Raw genomic sequence first — 13461 nt, 5'->3', positions numbered from 1 at the left:
ATCCGGAAGCCGTCGACCCCGCGGTCGAGCCACCAGCGCATCATCGAGTAGACGGCCTCGCGGACGTCCTCGTGCTCCCAGTTCAGGTCCGCCTGCTTCCGGTCGAACAGGTGCAGGTAGTACTGCCCGCTCGCCGGATCCAGCTGCCAGGCGGAGCCGGAGAAGAACGAGCCCCAGTTGTTCGGCTCCGCGCCGCTGCGCCCGTCCTCAGGCTCCGCGCCGGAGCGGGGATCGCGCCAGATGTACCAGTCGCGCTTCGCGCTGTCCCTGCCAGACGCGGACTCGACGAACCACGGGTGCTCGTCGGAGGTGTGGTTCACGACCAGGTCCATGACCAGCTTGATGCCCCTGGCGTGCAGCGCCGCGATCAGCTCGTCGAGCTGCTCGAGGGTGCCGAACAGCGGGTCGACCGCCCGGTAGTCGCTGATGTCGTAGCCGTTGTCCGCCTGCGGGGACGCGTACAGCGGCGACAGCCAGACGACGTCGACGCCGAGGTCGGCGAGATGGTCGACGTGCTGCAGCATCCCGCCGAGGTCCCCGATGCCGTCGCCGTCCGAGTCGGCGAAGCTGCGCGGGTAGACCTGGTAGACGACGGCGGAGGCGAACCAGGCGGCATCGGGCACGCGCCAATCCTGGTGCCTTGCTGCCTACGCTGCCGACGCATGATCACCTGCGTCGTGCACGACGTCGTGAACCCGGAGCGGATCGACGCGTTCGAGCGGTTCGCGCAGGCCTGGATGCGGCTCGTCGACCGCCACGGCGGCACGCATCACGGCTACTTCCTGCCGAGCGAGGGGGCGAGCGACGCGGCGCTCGCGCTGTTCGGCTTCCCGAGCCCTGCGGACTACGAGCAGTACCGCGCCCGGTTCGGTGTCGACCCCGACTTCGTGGCGGCCGACCGCATCCGCGACGAGAGCGGGTGCGTGGTCCGGTACGACCGCACCTTCATGCGTTCCCTGCTGCTGGAGCGGTGAGCGCCCGGGCCGTCCCGCTCCCGGGGCCCTCCGCTGCTGATGGGACGGCGCGCACCGACGGAACAGCGGCGGAGGGCCCCGACAGCGACCAGGCCCGGGCCGACAGAATCGTCGGCGTGCTCGACACGACCTGGGGCTCCGACGCCTTCCCCCTGCGCATCACCGCCGCCGACGACGGACCCGTGATGGTCTCGATCGCGCGGGACGTGGAAGCGGTCGAGCCGCGGCGGCCCGAGCATCGCGCGCGGCCCGCGCTCGTCGAGGTGCTCGTGCTCGGCGAGGGCCGCGGCCTCGGCAGCATGCGGGCGATCCGCACCACGGTCGGGGACCGCCTCCGGCACGTCTCGCACGACAGGTCGCCGACGACGCTCACCGCCCTGCAGCGCGACGAGCGCACCGGGCTCGAGGTCGCGACGACGATCGAGCGGTACGACGGCGTCGACGCCTACCGGTTCACGACGACCGTCCGGAACCGCGGCCCGGAGGCGGTCGTGCTGCAGCAGGTCACCTCCGCGACGCTGCTCGGGCTGACCGGGCACCTCGGGCCGACGGCGGGGCTCGACCTCTGGACGGCCCGCAGCGAGTGGTGCGCGGAGAGCCGGTGGTCCCGCACCGACCTCGGCGGAGCGGGCGGCTTCGCCGACATCGACACCGCCGTGCACGGGCACTTCTCCCGGGGCGCGATCGCGCTGGCGGGCCACTCCACGTGGCCGTCGGGCGAGTTCGTGCCGACCGCCGCGATCGAGCACCGGGGGTCCGGTCGCGCTCTCGCGTGGCAGGTCGAGCACAACGGGCCGTGGCGGTGGGAGCTCGACGCGCTGTTCGATCCGGCGGAGGCGCTGGCGCTCGCGCTGCTCGGACCGACGGACCTCGACCACGCGTGGACGACGCGCCTCGAGCCGGGTGAGGCGTTCACGACCGTGCCCGCCTCCGTCGCGCTGTCCGACCGCGGCGTGACCGGGGCGATCGGCGCCCTGACCCGGCACCGCCGCGCGTCGCATCTCGACGTGCGCGCGGACGCCGACCGACCGCTGATCTTCAACGACTACATGAACGCCCTCATGGGCGATCCGACGACCGAGAAGCTGCTGCCCCTCATCGACGCCGCGGCGGACGTCGGCGCGAAGGTCTTCTGCATCGACGCGGGCTGGTACGACGACGACGGGGACTGGTGGCCCAGCGTCGGGGCGTGGGAGCCGTCCGCGGTGCGGTTCGGCGACCTCGGGCTCGTCGGCGTGCTGCAGCGCATCCGGGACCGCGGCATGACGCCGGGCCTGTGGGTCGAGCCGGAGGTGGTCGGCGTGCGCTCCCCCGTAGCCGCGCGGCTGCCAGAGGAGGCGTTCATGCGCCGCGACGGCATCCGGATCCGCGAGCACGACCGGTACTTCCTCGACCTGCGCAGCCCGGCCGCCCGAGGGCACCTGGACGCGGTGTTCGACCGGCTGATCGGCGAGTACGGCGCCCGGTACTTCAAGTGGGACTACAACGTGACGCTCGGCTCCGGGCCCGACTCGGACGCCTCCGGCCCCGGCGAGGGCCTGCTCGGCCACACCCGGGCCCTGCTGGCGTGGGTGGAGTCGCTGCGCTCGCGGTACCCCGGCGTGGTCCTGGAGGCGTGCTCCTCCGGCGCGCAGCGGATGGACGCCGCCACGCTCGCGCGGTTCGACCTGCAGTCGACGAGCGACCAGCAGCAGCACCGCCTGTACCCGCCGATCGCGGCAGGTGCACCCATGTCGATGCCGCCCGAGACGGCCGGCAACTGGGCCTACCCGCAGTCGGAGTGGGACGACGAGCGCATCGCCTTCACGCTCGTGACGGGGCTGTCCGGGCGGCTGTACCTCTCCGGCAACCTGGACCGGCTCGACGACCGGCAGCGGGCGATCGTGCGGGAGGCGGCCGCGGCGTACCCGGAGATCATCCGGCACCACGCGGCGGCCCTGCCGTCGTGGCCGCTCGGGCTGCCCGCGTGGGACGCGCCGCAGGTCGCGCTGGCCAGCACGACCGACGAGGCCGCGCTGGTGTTCGTCTGGAACCGCGACGTCGCGGCGGCCGTCGACCTGGACCTGCCCGAGCTGCGCGGCGCTGAGGTGGTCGTCGAGCCGGTCTTCCCGACCGGGCTGCCCGCCTGGCCCACGACCTGGGACGCGGCCTCCGGACGTCTCACGGTCGACCTGACCGGCGTCGGGGAGGCCGCCCGCGTCCTCCGCCTCACCCGCGCGTGACGGCGTGCCTGGATCCGGGGATCCGGCCGCTTCCCCGGATCGGGGAACACCTTCAGAGCGGGCGCTCGAAGACGACGTCGTGCTCGTAGCGGTCGCCGAGCCTGAACCGCTTCGTGCCCACCGGCTCGAATCCGTGCTTCGCGTAGAAGCGGCGGGCGCGCGCGTTCTCCTCGTTCGTGCCGAGCCACATGCCCGCGGCTCCGGCGTCCCTGGCGGCATCGAGGCTCCTGACCAGCAGCTCGCCGGCGGCGCCGCGGCCGTGCGAGCCCTCGCGGACGTAGATCTTCGACAGCTCCGTCGTCGGGCGGATGCGGATCGCGGCCGCGACGTCCGCGTCGGCCGGCTCCCCGGCGACGAGCATCGTGTAGCCGGCGAGCGGGCCGCCCGGCGCCTCCTCCGACACGAGGAGGGTGCGGCGCGGATCCGCGAGGTAGCCCTGGAACGCCTGCGCCGACAGGACCGTCGCGATGAAGTCCGCGATCGCCTCCGGCTTCGTCGACGGCGGGCAGGCGAGCGCGAAGGTGACCGCGGCGACCTCCGCCAGCGCCTCCACGTCCGCGGCGACCGCGAGCCGCACGCTCACTCGCCGGCCTCCGCGTTCCCCCGCGCGGCCTCGGACGCCTCCCAGTCCTGACGCAGCAGCCCCATCAGCACCTCGTCCACGAAGCCGCCGTCCGCGAAGACGGCCTCGCGTCGGACGCCCTCGACGCGGAACCCCGCCTTCTCGTAGGCGCGGCGGGCGCGGGTGTTGAACGCCACCAGCTCCAGCCCGATGCGGTGCAGGCCCATCGCCTGGAACCCGTAGCGGGCGATCACCCTCACCGTGTCCGTGCCGTAGCCGCGGCCGACGTGCGACGGCCCGATGACGATGCCGAGCGTCGCGGCCCGCCCGACCATGGTCGCGCCCCAGAGCGTGACGTGCCCGACGAACTCCCCGGACTCGAGCGACTCCACGCTGAAGCCGACCCCGGAGGCGTTCTCGTTCGCGCTCCAGCTGCGGAACAGCTCCGACGCCGGACCGTCCGGCCGGGGCCGCACGGTCTGCTGCTGCAGCACCTGCCACTCCGGATCCGTCCACCAGCGCTCGAGGTGCGGCAGGTCGCGCTCGTCCAGCGGCCGCAGCCGCACCAGCTCGCCCAGCAGCAGCGCTCGCGCGTACACCTGCGCGGTCTCCGGATCCTCGATCGCCATGCGGCCAGTATCCCGAGGCTGTCGGAGGCGGATGCTGGAGTGCTCCGCACCAGCCCGTGCCGCGATGAGGATGGAGGACCTATGGCCGAGAAGATGGGTGTCGAGGACCGGATCGCGCACTTCCTGCGGGTGTCCGAGGACCCGGCGGCGACGCAGGCGGAGCGCGACACCGCCGGCCAGGAGGCCGAGCGGCTGCTCGCGAAGCACGCGATCGACCGGCTGACGCTGGACGTCGACGGGGCGAGGCGCGCCGAGCGGGAGGAGATCGAGCGCGCGAGCGTCGAGGTCGCCGGCGGGAAGGGCACCGTCGCGCTCGACGTCGTGGCGGGCCTGATCGCGGTGGCGAAGGCGCTCGGGCTCGTCGCCCACTACCGCGACCACCGGTCCGACGGCCGCTGGACCGAGGCGGCCCCGCACGTCGAGCTGGTCGTCACCGGGTTCCACTCCGACCTGACCCTCGCCGTGCCGCTGCTCGAGTCGCTGGCCGTGCAGGCGGCGCTCGCCGTGCGCGGCTGGTGGCGCTCCGATCCGCGGCACCGCCTGGTCCAGCGGTGGGACGCGCACCTGGCCCGCTGCGAGTTCGCCCGGGAGTTCGGCCGCGGCGCCGCCGCCCGCCTGTCCGCGGGCCGCGAGGAGGCGATCGCCGCGTCCGGCGCCCCCGGCACGGCGCTGGTCGTCGCGTCCCGGGAGGAGGCCGTGCAGCAGTGGGTGGACCAGCACCTGCGGATCCGGCGGGCCACCGACCGCCGGTCGTTCACCGGCTACGGCCGGGCGCCCGGCTACGCGGCCGGGCTGCGCTCCTCCGGCTCGGCGCAGCGCGCGGTCTCCTCCGGCTGACTCAGCTCGGGTCCGCCTCGGACGGGCCCATGATCGCGATCGCCGCGGTCTCCGGCCCGACCACGGACATCGCCGCGGTGATCGGCGTCGAGTTCGTCAGCCGCTCGGGCGAGGTCAGCTCGAGCACGCGGTCGCGGTCCATCAGGCCCGCCTCCACGACGAGGTCCGCCACGTCGCGGCCGGTGAGCAGGGCGGTCTTGGCGAGCGCGGACGCCGCCGCGTACCCGATGTACGGCGTGAGCGCCGTGACGACGCCGACCGAGGTGCGGACCATCGTGTCGAGCCGGCTCACGTTCGCGCGGATCCCCTCGACGCAGTGCTCCCGCAGGGTGAGGCAGCCCGCCGCCAGCCAGGCCACGTTCGTGAGGATGGAGTGCAGGATGATCGGCTCGAAGGCGTTCAGCTGCAGCTGACCGGCCTCCGCGGCCATCGTCACGGTCACGTCGTGCCCGACGACGGCGAAGGCGATCTGGTTCACCACCTCCGGGATCACCGGGTTGACCTTGCCCGGCATGATCGACGATCCCGCCTGACGCGGCGGCAGCACGATCTCGCCGAACCCCGCCTGCGGGCCGGAGGAGAGCAGCCGCAGGTCGTTGCAGATCTTCGACAGCTTCACCGCGGCGCGCTTCAGCACGCCCGACATCTGCATGAAGACGCCGGTGTCGCTCGTCGCCTCGATCAGGTCGCCGGCGGTGACGTACTGCTCCCCCATCAGGTCGGAGAGGTGCGCCTGCACGGTCGCGGCGTAGCGCGGATCCGCGGTGATCCCCGTGCCGATCGCGGTCGCGCCGAGGTTGATCTCGCGCAGCAGCGGCAGCACCTCGCGGATGCGGTCGGCGTCCTCGCCCAGGGTGGTGGCGAAGCCGTGGAACTCCTGCCCCAGCGTCATCGGCACCGCGTCCTGCAGCTGCGTCCTGCCGACCTTCAGCACGTCGTGGAACTCGTGCCCCTTGGCCGCGAACGCCCGCTGCAGCGCGGCGTGCTCGACGAGCAGGTCCTCGAGCGCCAGCGCGATCGCGATCTTCGCCGCGGTCGGGTACACGTCGTTCGTGCTCTGGCTGCGGTTGACGTCGTCGATCGGGTTCAGCGTCTCGTAGTCGCCGAGCGGGTGCCCGGTCAGCTCGAGCGCGACGTTCGCCACCACCTCGTTCGCGTTCATGTTCGTGGAGGTGCCGGCGCCGCCCTGCACGACGTCGACGACGAATTGGTCGTGGTGCTCGCCGTCGCGGATCGCGGCGCAGGCGCGCTCGATCATCGCCGCCTTCGCGGGGTCGAGCACGCCGAGGTCGCGGTTCGCGCGGGCCGCCGCCTGCTTCACGATGACGAGCGCGTCGACGAGGCGCGGGTGCCGCGAGATCGGCGTGCCGGAGATGGCGAAGTTCTCGAGCGCCCGCGCGGTGTGCGCGCCCCAGTAGGCGTCCGCGGGGATCTCGACGGTGCCGAGGCTGTCCGTCTCGATCCGGGTCGCGGGCAGGTCGGAGGGGGCGCGGACGCCGTCGTCGGTCACGGGGGGCCACGCTACGCGGCCGCGATCAGGCTCCGGATCGGTAGGCGGGGATCAGCTCGCGCCAGCGCGTGGCCCAGTCGCTCGACGGCCCGTCTGCCAGCGCTGCGCCGAGGTCCTCGAGGTGCACCTGCCACCCGGCGGCGTGAGCGGGCGCCGCCTCGGGCAGGAACCCGTGCTCCTCCACCACGAGGCGGGCGCCGTCGCCGTCCGCCGTGATGACGACCTCGATCTCGTTCGGCTCGGCGCCCTCCTCCCGCGTCGAGACGCGCAGGCGGTGGGGCGGAGCGCACTCGAGCACCTCGCCGGTCCCCTCCCAGCTGCTGGTGAACCGCGCCGTGAAGGTGCCGCCGACGCGGAGGTCGCCGGACACCTCCGCGATCCAGCGTGCGAGCCGTGCCGGTTCGGTGACGGCCGACCAGAGGTCCTCGACCGTGGTGTCGTAGACGTCCTGGACGCGGACGAGGACGCGATCGCCCTCGGGCGACATCGTCGACAGCATGCGCTCGGTCACGGGGTGCTCCTTCCGCCGCGCGTCCCGCGGGCGATCTCGGTGTGGAGGGCGTCGAGACGGTTCCGCCAGAGCGCCCGGTACGCGCCGAGCCAGGCGTCCAGCTCCGCGAGCGGATCCGGCCGGATGGAGTAGACGCGGAACTGCGCGCGTGCCTCCACCTCGACGAGCCCCGCCTCGCGGAGCACCCGGAGATGGCGCGAGACGCCCGGCCGCGCGATCGGCAGCCGCGCGGCGAGCTCACCGGAGGTCTGCGGGCCGTCCCGCAGGGCGTCGAGCACCGCGCGACGACTCGCATCCCCGATCGCCTGCAGGACCGCCTCCACAGCGGTATGTAACCACATGGGTACGTACCCGTCAAGGTACAGACGCGGCGCTCAGGCGACTCGGACGACACTGGCGGCATGCGGCTGGCCGTGCACTACTGGAACTTCTCGACCCCCGGCGGAGCGGCGCGGATCGCGTCGACCCTCCGCGCGACGGCGCAGGCGGCCGACGCCGGCGGCGTCACCGCGATGACCGTGATGGACCACTGGTTCCAGATGGAGGCGCGGGCGCCCGCGGAGGAGCCGATGCTCGAGGGGTACACGACCCTCGGGTACCTCGCTGGCGTCACCGAGCGCCTCCGGCTCGGCACCCTCGTCACCGGCGTGACGTACCGGCATCCCGGCCTGCTCGCGAAGACCGTCGCGACCCTGGACGTGCTGAGCGGCGGGCGGGCGTTCCTCGGCATCGGCGCCGCCTGGTACGAGCGCGAGCACCGCGCGCTCGGCGTGCCGTTCCCGCCGCTGAAGGAGCGGTTCGAGCGGCTGGAGGAGACGCTGCAGATCGTCCAGCAGATGTGGAGCGACGACGACGGGCCGTATCAGGGGACGCACTACTCGCTCGCCGAGACCCTGTGCCACCCGGCGCCGCTGCAGACGCCCCGGCCGCCGATCCTGATCGGTGGTGGCGGGGAGAAGAAGACGCTGCGGTTCGTGGCGCGGTACGGCGACGCCTGCAACCTCTTCGACGTCGGCCCGGACGAGCTGGGCCGGAAGATCGAGGTGCTGCGCGGGCACTGCGCCGACGTGGGCCGCGACCCGTCGGAGATCGACGTCACCGTCACCGCGCAGCTCGACGACGACCGCGACGCGTTCCTCGACCGCATGCGCGCCTACGCCGCGCTCGGCGTCGGACAGGTGTGGCTGAGCCTGCCGCCCGAGGACCCGACGGGGTTCGTCGAGCGCGCCTGCGCCGACGTGCTGCCGGAGCTCCAGCGCCTCTGACCCCCTTCTGCGACGTCTGCAGAAGTGCTGCGTAGCCTCGAGCCGACGAAGGGACGGGCGCATGACGGAGGAACGGGTCGCGATCGTGACCGGCGGGGCTCGCGGCATCGGGGCGGCGATCGCGAAGCGGCTGGCGGCGCAGGGCCGGGCGGTCGCCGTGATCGACCTCGAGGAGGCCGCGACGGTCGCGACCGTGGCGGCGATCACCGACGCCGGCGGCCGCGCGATCGGCATCGGTGCCGACGTGTCGCGGACGGAGGACGTCGAGGCCGCGGTGGCCACGGTCGCCGAGCGGCTCGGCGCGCCGACGATCCTGGTGAACAACGCCGGGATCCTGCGCGACAACCTGATCTTCAGGATGACCGACGACGACTGGGACGCGGTCGTCGCGGTGCACCTCCGCGGGGCCTTCCTGATGAGCCGCGCGGTGCAGCGCCACCAGGTGGAGGCGGGCTGGGGCCGCGTCGTCTCGCTCTCCTCCACGAGCGCGCTCGGCAACCGCGGGCAGGCGAACTACGCGGCCGTCAAGGCGGGGCTGCAGGGCTTCACGAAGACCCTCGCGATCGAGCTGGGGCGCTACCACGTCACGGCGAACGCCATCGCGCCGGGCTTCATCGCGACCGACATGCTGCGGCAGACCGCCGAGCGCATGAAGGTGTCCTACGAGGACTTCCTCGCGGGCGCCGCGAAGGAGATCCCGGTCGCCCGCGTCGGGCAGCCCGAGGATGTCGCGGAGGCCGCCGCGTTCTTCACCTCCGACGCCGCCTCCTTCGTCTCCGGCCAGGTGCTCTACGTGGCGGGCGGGCCGAAGGCGTGAGCACCCGCTTCGCCTCGCCCGACGCGCTGCTGGAGGCGGTCGGCACGGACCTGGGCACGAGCGGCTGGATCACCGTCGACCAGGCGCGCATCGACCGCTTCGCCGACGCCACCGGCGACCACCAGTGGATCCACGTCGACCCCGAGCGCGCTGCGGACGGGCCGTTCGGCGGCACGATCGCGCACGGCTACCTGTCGCTCAGCCTGCTCGCGCCCCTCATGTTCGAGCTGCTCGTCGTGGAGGGGTGCGCGCTGATCGTCAACGCCGGATCGGACCGGGTGCGGTTCCTCGCCCCGGTGCGGGCCGGCTCCCGCGTCCGCGCGCAGGCGACGCTCGCCGGCGCGGAGCGGATCCCCCTCGGGGTGCGTGCCCGCGCGGCGGTGACGCTCGAGATCGAGAGCGAGCCGAAGCCCGCCCTGGTGGCCGAGACCCTCACGGTCTTCGTCCCCGAGTGAGGTCCGTTCTGAAGGAGTTCTCGGGCTGATCGCGCAAGAACTCCTTCAGAGCGGGATCAGGCGAGGCGCTCGATCACCATCGCCATGCCCTGGCCCCCGCCGACGCACATCGTCTCCAGCCCGAAGGTCGCGTCCTTCGTGCGCAGCGCGTTCAGCAGCGTCGCGGTGATCCGCGCGCCGGTCATGCCGAAGGGGTGCCCGAGCGCGATGGCGCCGCCGTGCACGTTCAGCCGGTCCCACTCCACGCCGAGGTCGTCGGCGGAGGGGATCACCTGCGCCGCGAACGCCTCGTTGATCTCCACGAGGTCGATGTCGTCGATCGTCATCCCCGCCTGCGCGAGCGCCTTGCGGCTCGCCTCCACGGGGCCGAGGCCCATGATCTCGGGCGAGAGCGCCGTGACGCCCGTCGAGACGATCCGCGCGAGCGGCGTCAGACCCCGCTCCTTCGCGAAGTCGTCCGAGACGACCACCAGGGCCGCGGCGCCGTCGTTCAGCGGGCACGCGTTGCCCGCCGTGACGGTGCCGTCCTGCCGGAACACCGGCTGCAGGGTCGCGAGCGTCTCGACGGTGACGCCCGCGCGCGGGCCGTCGTCCTTCGCCACCACGGTGCCGGCCGGCGTCGTCACCGGGGTGATCTCGCGCTCGAAGACGCCGGAGGCGATCGCCGCCTCCGCCCGGTTCTGGCTGAGCGCCGCGTACTCGTCCTGCCGCTCGCGGCCGACGCCCTTCACGCCCGCGACGTTCTCGGCGGTCTGCCCCATCGCGATGTAGGCGTCCGGCAGCTCGCCGTCCTCGCGCGGATCGTGCCAGGTGCCGCCCTGCTCCGCGCGCCGCCGCGTGCGCGACTCCGCGTCGGCGAACACGGGGTTCAGGATCGTCCGCGGGTCCTGGCCGGGGATGAAGTCGGCGCTGCCGTTCGCGAAGTGCGTCACGGACTCGACGCCGGCGGACACGAACGCCCGCCCCTCCCCCGCCTTGATCGCGTGGAACGCCATCCGCGTCGTCTGCAGGCTGGAGGAGCAGTACCGGTTCACCGTGGTGCCCGGCATGAAGTCGTACCCGAGCCGCACCGCGACGATCCGCGCCATGTTCATGCCCTGCTCGCCGCCGGGCAGGCCGCAGCCGAGCAGCAGGTCGTCGACCTCCTCCGGCGCGAGCCCCGGGACCGCGGCGAGCGCCTCGCCCACGATGACCGCGGCGAGGTCGTCCGGCCGCATGCCGACCAGCGACCCCTTGTTCGCGCGGCCGATCGGCGTCCGCTTCGCCGCGACGATGACTGCTTCGGGCATCAGACGAACGCGTTCATGCCGGTGATGGAGCGGCCCACGATCAGGGTGTTCATCTCGCGGGTGCCCTCGTAGGAGTACAGGGCCTCCGCGTCCGCGAAGAAGCGGGCGACGCCCTTGTCGAGCACGATGCCGTTCCCACCGAGGATCTCGCGGGCGTAGCCGACCGTCTCGCGCATCCTGGCCGTGGCGAACGCCTTCGCGAGCGCGGAGTGCTCGTCCTTCTGGATCCCCTGGTCCTGCATCTGCGACGCGCGCAGGCACATCCCGATGGAGGCCGTGATGTTGCCGAGGCCCTTCACCAGCAGGTCCTGGATCAGCTGGTGGCTGCCGATCGGCTTGCCGAACTGCTCGCGGTCCTTCGCGTAGGCGAGCGCCGCCTCCCACGCGCCGATCGCCACGCCGACGGCCTGCCACGCGACCTCGCAGCGCGTCAGGCGCAGCACGGTCGCGACGTCGCGGAAGGAGCGGATGCCCGGCAGGCGCTTCGCCTCGGGCACGTGCACGTCGACCATCGTGATGTCGGCGTTCTGCACGCTGCGCAGCGCGATCTTGTCCTCGATCCTGTCCGCGCGGAACCCGGGCAGGTCGGTGTCGACGAGGAAGCCCTTCACCTGGCCGTCGGCCTCGTCCTTCGCGTAGATCACGACGAAGTCGCTGAAGGTCGCGTTGCCGATCCAGCGCTTCGCGCCGTTCAGGATCCACTCGTCGCCCTCGCGGCGCGCGGTGGTGCGCAGCCCGCGGGCGGAGTCGGAGCCGGAGTACGGCTCGGTCAGGCCGAAGGCGCCGAGCAGTTCGCCGGTCGCCATCCTCGGCAGCAGCTGCGCCTGCTGCTCGGGCGAGCCGCCGACGTGGATGGAGCCCATCGCGAGGCCCGACTGCACGCCGACGAAGGTGGCGACGGAGGCGTCGATGCGACCCATCTCGAGCGCCATCCAGCCGCGGAACACGGCCGTGTTCTCGAAGTGCCGCACCTCCGGCACGAAGGGGCCGAGCGCGCCGAGGTCCGCCAGCCACGGGATGACCTGCTTCGGGAACTCGGCCCGAGCCCAGTACTCGTCGGCGATCGGCCGGACCCGCTGCTCGAAGACCTGCCGGAACGCGGCGGCGTGCTGCTGCTCGTCCGCGGTGAGGAAGTCCTGGTAGCCGTAGAAGTCGCCGGCCAGGTGGCCGTACGTCGGCTCCTCGGCGTCCGCTCGGGTCTGCTCGGTGATCGTCATGGCGTCTCCTTCGTCGCTGCCGGGAGGAGTGTACGCAACACTTCTCGGAATGTTGCGGGCTAGGCTCGCGCCCCATGACGGCCGTCGACGCAGGGCTCCGGCTGGGCGGCCTCGGCGCCGTCCTGGTGCCGAGCGCGCTGTCGGAGCGGCTGCCGGTGCACGAGGACGCCGCCCGCGCCTTCCGCGTCGCGCGCCACCGCTTCATCGCCGGCGACCGCATCGACATGTCCGCGCTCGCCGCCGAGCTGGGCGTGGACCGCACCTCCCTGTTCCGCTGGGTCGGCAACCGCGACGCGCTGCTCGCCGAGATCCTGTGGAGCCTCGCGGTGCCGACGTTCGACGCCGCGGATGCGGCGACGGCGGCGAGGGGCGCCGACCGGGTGGAGGGCGCGCTGACGCGCTTCGTCCACGACCTGATCACCGCCGACTACTTCCGGGCCTGGATCGTGCGGGAGCCGTCGCGCGCCCTGCGCATCCTGACCGGCGGCGCCACCTCGGTGCACCGCCGCTTCGTCGCCATCGTCGAGCGGCTGCTGGAGGAGGAGATCGCGGACGGCCGCATGGTCACCCCCCTCCCGCCGCACGACCTCGCGACCGTGCTCGTGCGGGTGGCGGAGTCCTACGCCTACGCCGACCTGATCGCCGGCGAGCGCCCGGACGCCGAGCGGGCCGCCGCCGCGTTCGCCCTGGTGCTCGCCGCGACGAGGCCGACCCCGTGAGCGACGAGCGGCCGGTGCTGGCCGACTACCGGTGGCACCGCCCGATCCCGGTCCCCGGACCCATCCGCGCGCGCATCGCCGCCGAACTGGGAGTGAACCGCGAGCCGGAGTGAGGCATCCTCGGTTCAGCACCTCGAAGGAGCAGCATGAACGACGACGTTCTGAACGGTCCGGGCAACGCGACGCTGTCGGTCGCCGCCATCCTGGCGGAGTCCGCGCACCGCTACCCGGACAAGACCGCGGTGATCTGGGCCGGGCAGACCGGCCCGCAGGCCCGCGCGACCTACAGCGAGCTGTGGCGCGACGCGAAGGCGATCGGCGGGGCGCTTCGGGCCCGCGGCATCGGCCGGGGCGACCGGGTCGCGATGCTCGTGCCGAACGTCCCGGACTTCCCGCGGATCTACTACGCGATCCTCGCCATCGGCGCCGTCGCGGTGCCCATCCACCTGCTGTT

16 protein-coding genes are annotated in these 13461 nt (G+C 73.2%); 8 read left to right on the top strand and 8 right to left on the bottom strand.

Features of this window, described 5'->3' with window-relative positions; translation table 11 throughout:
• The coding region (locus ACFE60_RS12690) for an alpha-amylase family glycosyl hydrolase (protein ID WP_375389225.1) at positions 1-623 on the bottom strand (623 nt) is incomplete at its 3' end.
• A gap of 39 nt (positions 624-662) precedes the next feature.
• On the opposite strand from ACFE60_RS12690, the gene ACFE60_RS12685 reads away from it, so the two are divergent.
• Together ACFE60_RS12685 and ACFE60_RS12680 are read left to right on the top strand one after the other, a co-directional pair.
• Positions 663-974 (top strand): NIPSNAP family protein, encoded by a 312-nt coding sequence (locus ACFE60_RS12685; protein ID WP_375389224.1) that lies wholly within the window; start codon positions 663-665, stop codon positions 972-974.
• A 116-nt stretch (positions 975-1090) separates the two neighbouring features.
• Positions 1091-3196 carry an alpha-galactosidase gene (locus ACFE60_RS12680; RefSeq protein WP_375389223.1) on the top strand — a complete coding sequence of 702 codons (2106 nt, stop codon included), beginning with the start codon at positions 1091-1093 and terminating at the stop codon, positions 3194-3196.
• Positions 3197-3248: 52 nt separating this feature from the next.
• On the opposite strand, the gene ACFE60_RS12675 is transcribed toward ACFE60_RS12680, so the two are convergent.
• Both ACFE60_RS12675 and ACFE60_RS12670 read right to left on the bottom strand, forming a co-directional pair.
• Positions 3249-3779: a GNAT family N-acetyltransferase gene (locus ACFE60_RS12675; protein WP_375389222.1), complete on the bottom strand. Its 531-nt coding sequence runs from the start codon at positions 3777-3779 to the stop codon at positions 3249-3251.
• Positions 3776-4387 (bottom strand): GNAT family N-acetyltransferase, encoded by a 612-nt coding sequence (locus ACFE60_RS12670; RefSeq protein WP_375389221.1) that lies wholly within the window; start codon positions 4385-4387, stop codon positions 3776-3778. Before ACFE60_RS12670 ends, ACFE60_RS12675 begins: the two co-directional genes overlap by 4 nt.
• A gap of 81 nt (positions 4388-4468) precedes the next feature.
• Between ACFE60_RS12670 and ACFE60_RS12665 the strand changes: the two genes are divergently transcribed.
• A complete protein-coding gene (locus tag ACFE60_RS12665; protein WP_375389220.1) occupies positions 4469-5224 on the top strand; it encodes a hypothetical protein in 756 nt (251 codons plus the stop codon).
• A gap of 1 nt (position 5225) precedes the next feature.
• On the opposite strand, the gene ACFE60_RS12660 is transcribed toward ACFE60_RS12665, so the two are convergent.
• Genes ACFE60_RS12660 through ACFE60_RS12650 form a run of 3 tightly spaced genes read right to left on the bottom strand, consistent with a single transcriptional unit; the run spans position 5226 to position 7586 of the window.
• Complete coding sequence (locus tag ACFE60_RS12660) at positions 5226-6734, bottom strand: aspartate ammonia-lyase (RefSeq protein ID WP_375389219.1); 1509 nt, start codon at positions 6732-6734, stop codon at positions 5226-5228.
• A gap of 25 nt (positions 6735-6759) precedes the next feature.
• Positions 6760-7245, bottom strand: a complete 486-nt coding sequence (locus ACFE60_RS12655; RefSeq protein ID WP_375389218.1) for an SRPBCC family protein — start codon at positions 7243-7245, stop codon at positions 6760-6762.
• Positions 7242-7586 carry an ArsR/SmtB family transcription factor gene (locus ACFE60_RS12650; protein ID WP_375389217.1) on the bottom strand — a complete coding sequence of 115 codons (345 nt, stop codon included), beginning with the start codon at positions 7584-7586 and terminating at the stop codon, positions 7242-7244. The genes ACFE60_RS12655 and ACFE60_RS12650 overlap by 4 nt, the downstream gene beginning before the upstream one ends.
• Positions 7587-7646: 60 nt before the next feature.
• Here ACFE60_RS12650 and ACFE60_RS12645 point away from each other — a divergent pair, with 60 nt between their 5' ends.
• The 3 genes from ACFE60_RS12645 (at position 7647) to ACFE60_RS12635 (ending at position 9782) form a co-directional block, all read left to right on the top strand.
• On the top strand, positions 7647-8510 hold the full coding sequence (locus ACFE60_RS12645) for an LLM class F420-dependent oxidoreductase (RefSeq protein WP_375389216.1): 864 nt from the start codon (positions 7647-7649) through the stop codon (positions 8508-8510).
• 61 nt (positions 8511-8571) lie between these two features.
• Positions 8572-9327, top strand: coding sequence for a 3-oxoacyl-ACP reductase FabG (gene fabG, locus ACFE60_RS12640; RefSeq protein ID WP_375389215.1), 756 nt, complete (start codon positions 8572-8574; stop codon positions 9325-9327).
• Entirely contained in the window at positions 9324-9782 is a 459-nt protein-coding gene (locus tag ACFE60_RS12635) for a MaoC family dehydratase (protein ID WP_375389214.1), read from the top strand. The genes fabG and ACFE60_RS12635 overlap by 4 nt, the downstream gene beginning before the upstream one ends.
• Positions 9783-9838: 56 nt before the next feature.
• On the opposite strand, the gene ACFE60_RS12630 is transcribed toward ACFE60_RS12635, so the two are convergent.
• Both ACFE60_RS12630 and ACFE60_RS12625 read right to left on the bottom strand, forming a co-directional pair.
• Positions 9839-11071, bottom strand: a complete 1233-nt coding sequence (locus ACFE60_RS12630; RefSeq protein WP_375389213.1) for an acetyl-CoA C-acetyltransferase — start codon at positions 11069-11071, stop codon at positions 9839-9841.
• A complete protein-coding gene (locus tag ACFE60_RS12625) occupies positions 11071-12288 on the bottom strand; it encodes an acyl-CoA dehydrogenase family protein (RefSeq protein ID WP_375389212.1) in 1218 nt (405 codons plus the stop codon). Before ACFE60_RS12625 ends, ACFE60_RS12630 begins: the two co-directional genes overlap by 1 nt.
• Positions 12289-12362: 74 nt before the next feature.
• Here ACFE60_RS12625 and ACFE60_RS12620 point away from each other — a divergent pair, with 74 nt between their 5' ends.
• Both ACFE60_RS12620 and ACFE60_RS12615 read left to right on the top strand, forming a co-directional pair.
• A complete protein-coding gene (locus tag ACFE60_RS12620; protein WP_375389211.1) occupies positions 12363-13007 on the top strand; it encodes a QsdR family transcriptional regulator in 645 nt (214 codons plus the stop codon).
• Between the two features lie 146 nt (positions 13008-13153).
• Positions 13154-13461: AMP-binding protein (locus ACFE60_RS12615; protein ID WP_375389210.1), on the top strand; the 308-nt coding region annotated here is incomplete at its 3' end.

It is taken from the genome of uncultured Amnibacterium sp., from assembly GCF_964245895.1.
Taxonomy (GTDB): Bacteria; Actinomycetota; Actinomycetes; order Actinomycetales; family Microbacteriaceae; genus Amnibacterium.
This window is presented reverse-complemented; position numbering and strand designations above follow the sequence as displayed.

Excerpts from the sequence above, each read along its gene's own strand:
- ACFE60_RS12630 (WP_375389213.1), bottom strand. The coding sequence starts at position 11,071 with ATGCCCGAAGCAGTCATCGTCGCGGCGAAGCGGACGCCGATCGGCCGC.
- ACFE60_RS12620 (WP_375389211.1), top strand. The coding sequence starts at position 12,363 with ATGACGGCCGTCGACGCAGGGCTCCGGCTGGGCGGCCTCGGCGCCGTC.
- ACFE60_RS12625 (WP_375389212.1), bottom strand. The coding sequence starts at position 12,288 with ATGACGATCACCGAGCAGACCCGAGCGGACGCCGAGGAGCCGACGTAC.
- ACFE60_RS12670 (WP_375389221.1), bottom strand. The coding sequence starts at position 4,387 with ATGGCGATCGAGGATCCGGAGACCGCGCAGGTGTACGCGCGAGCGCTG.
- ACFE60_RS12645 (WP_375389216.1), top strand. The coding sequence starts at position 7,647 with ATGCGGCTGGCCGTGCACTACTGGAACTTCTCGACCCCCGGCGGAGCG.
- ACFE60_RS12650 (WP_375389217.1), bottom strand. The coding sequence starts at position 7,586 with ATGTGGTTACATACCGCTGTGGAGGCGGTCCTGCAGGCGATCGGGGAT.
- ACFE60_RS12685 (WP_375389224.1), top strand. The coding sequence starts at position 663 with ATGATCACCTGCGTCGTGCACGACGTCGTGAACCCGGAGCGGATCGAC.
- fabG (WP_375389215.1), top strand. The coding sequence starts at position 8,572 with ATGACGGAGGAACGGGTCGCGATCGTGACCGGCGGGGCTCGCGGCATC.
- ACFE60_RS12665 (WP_375389220.1), top strand. The coding sequence starts at position 4,469 with ATGGCCGAGAAGATGGGTGTCGAGGACCGGATCGCGCACTTCCTGCGG.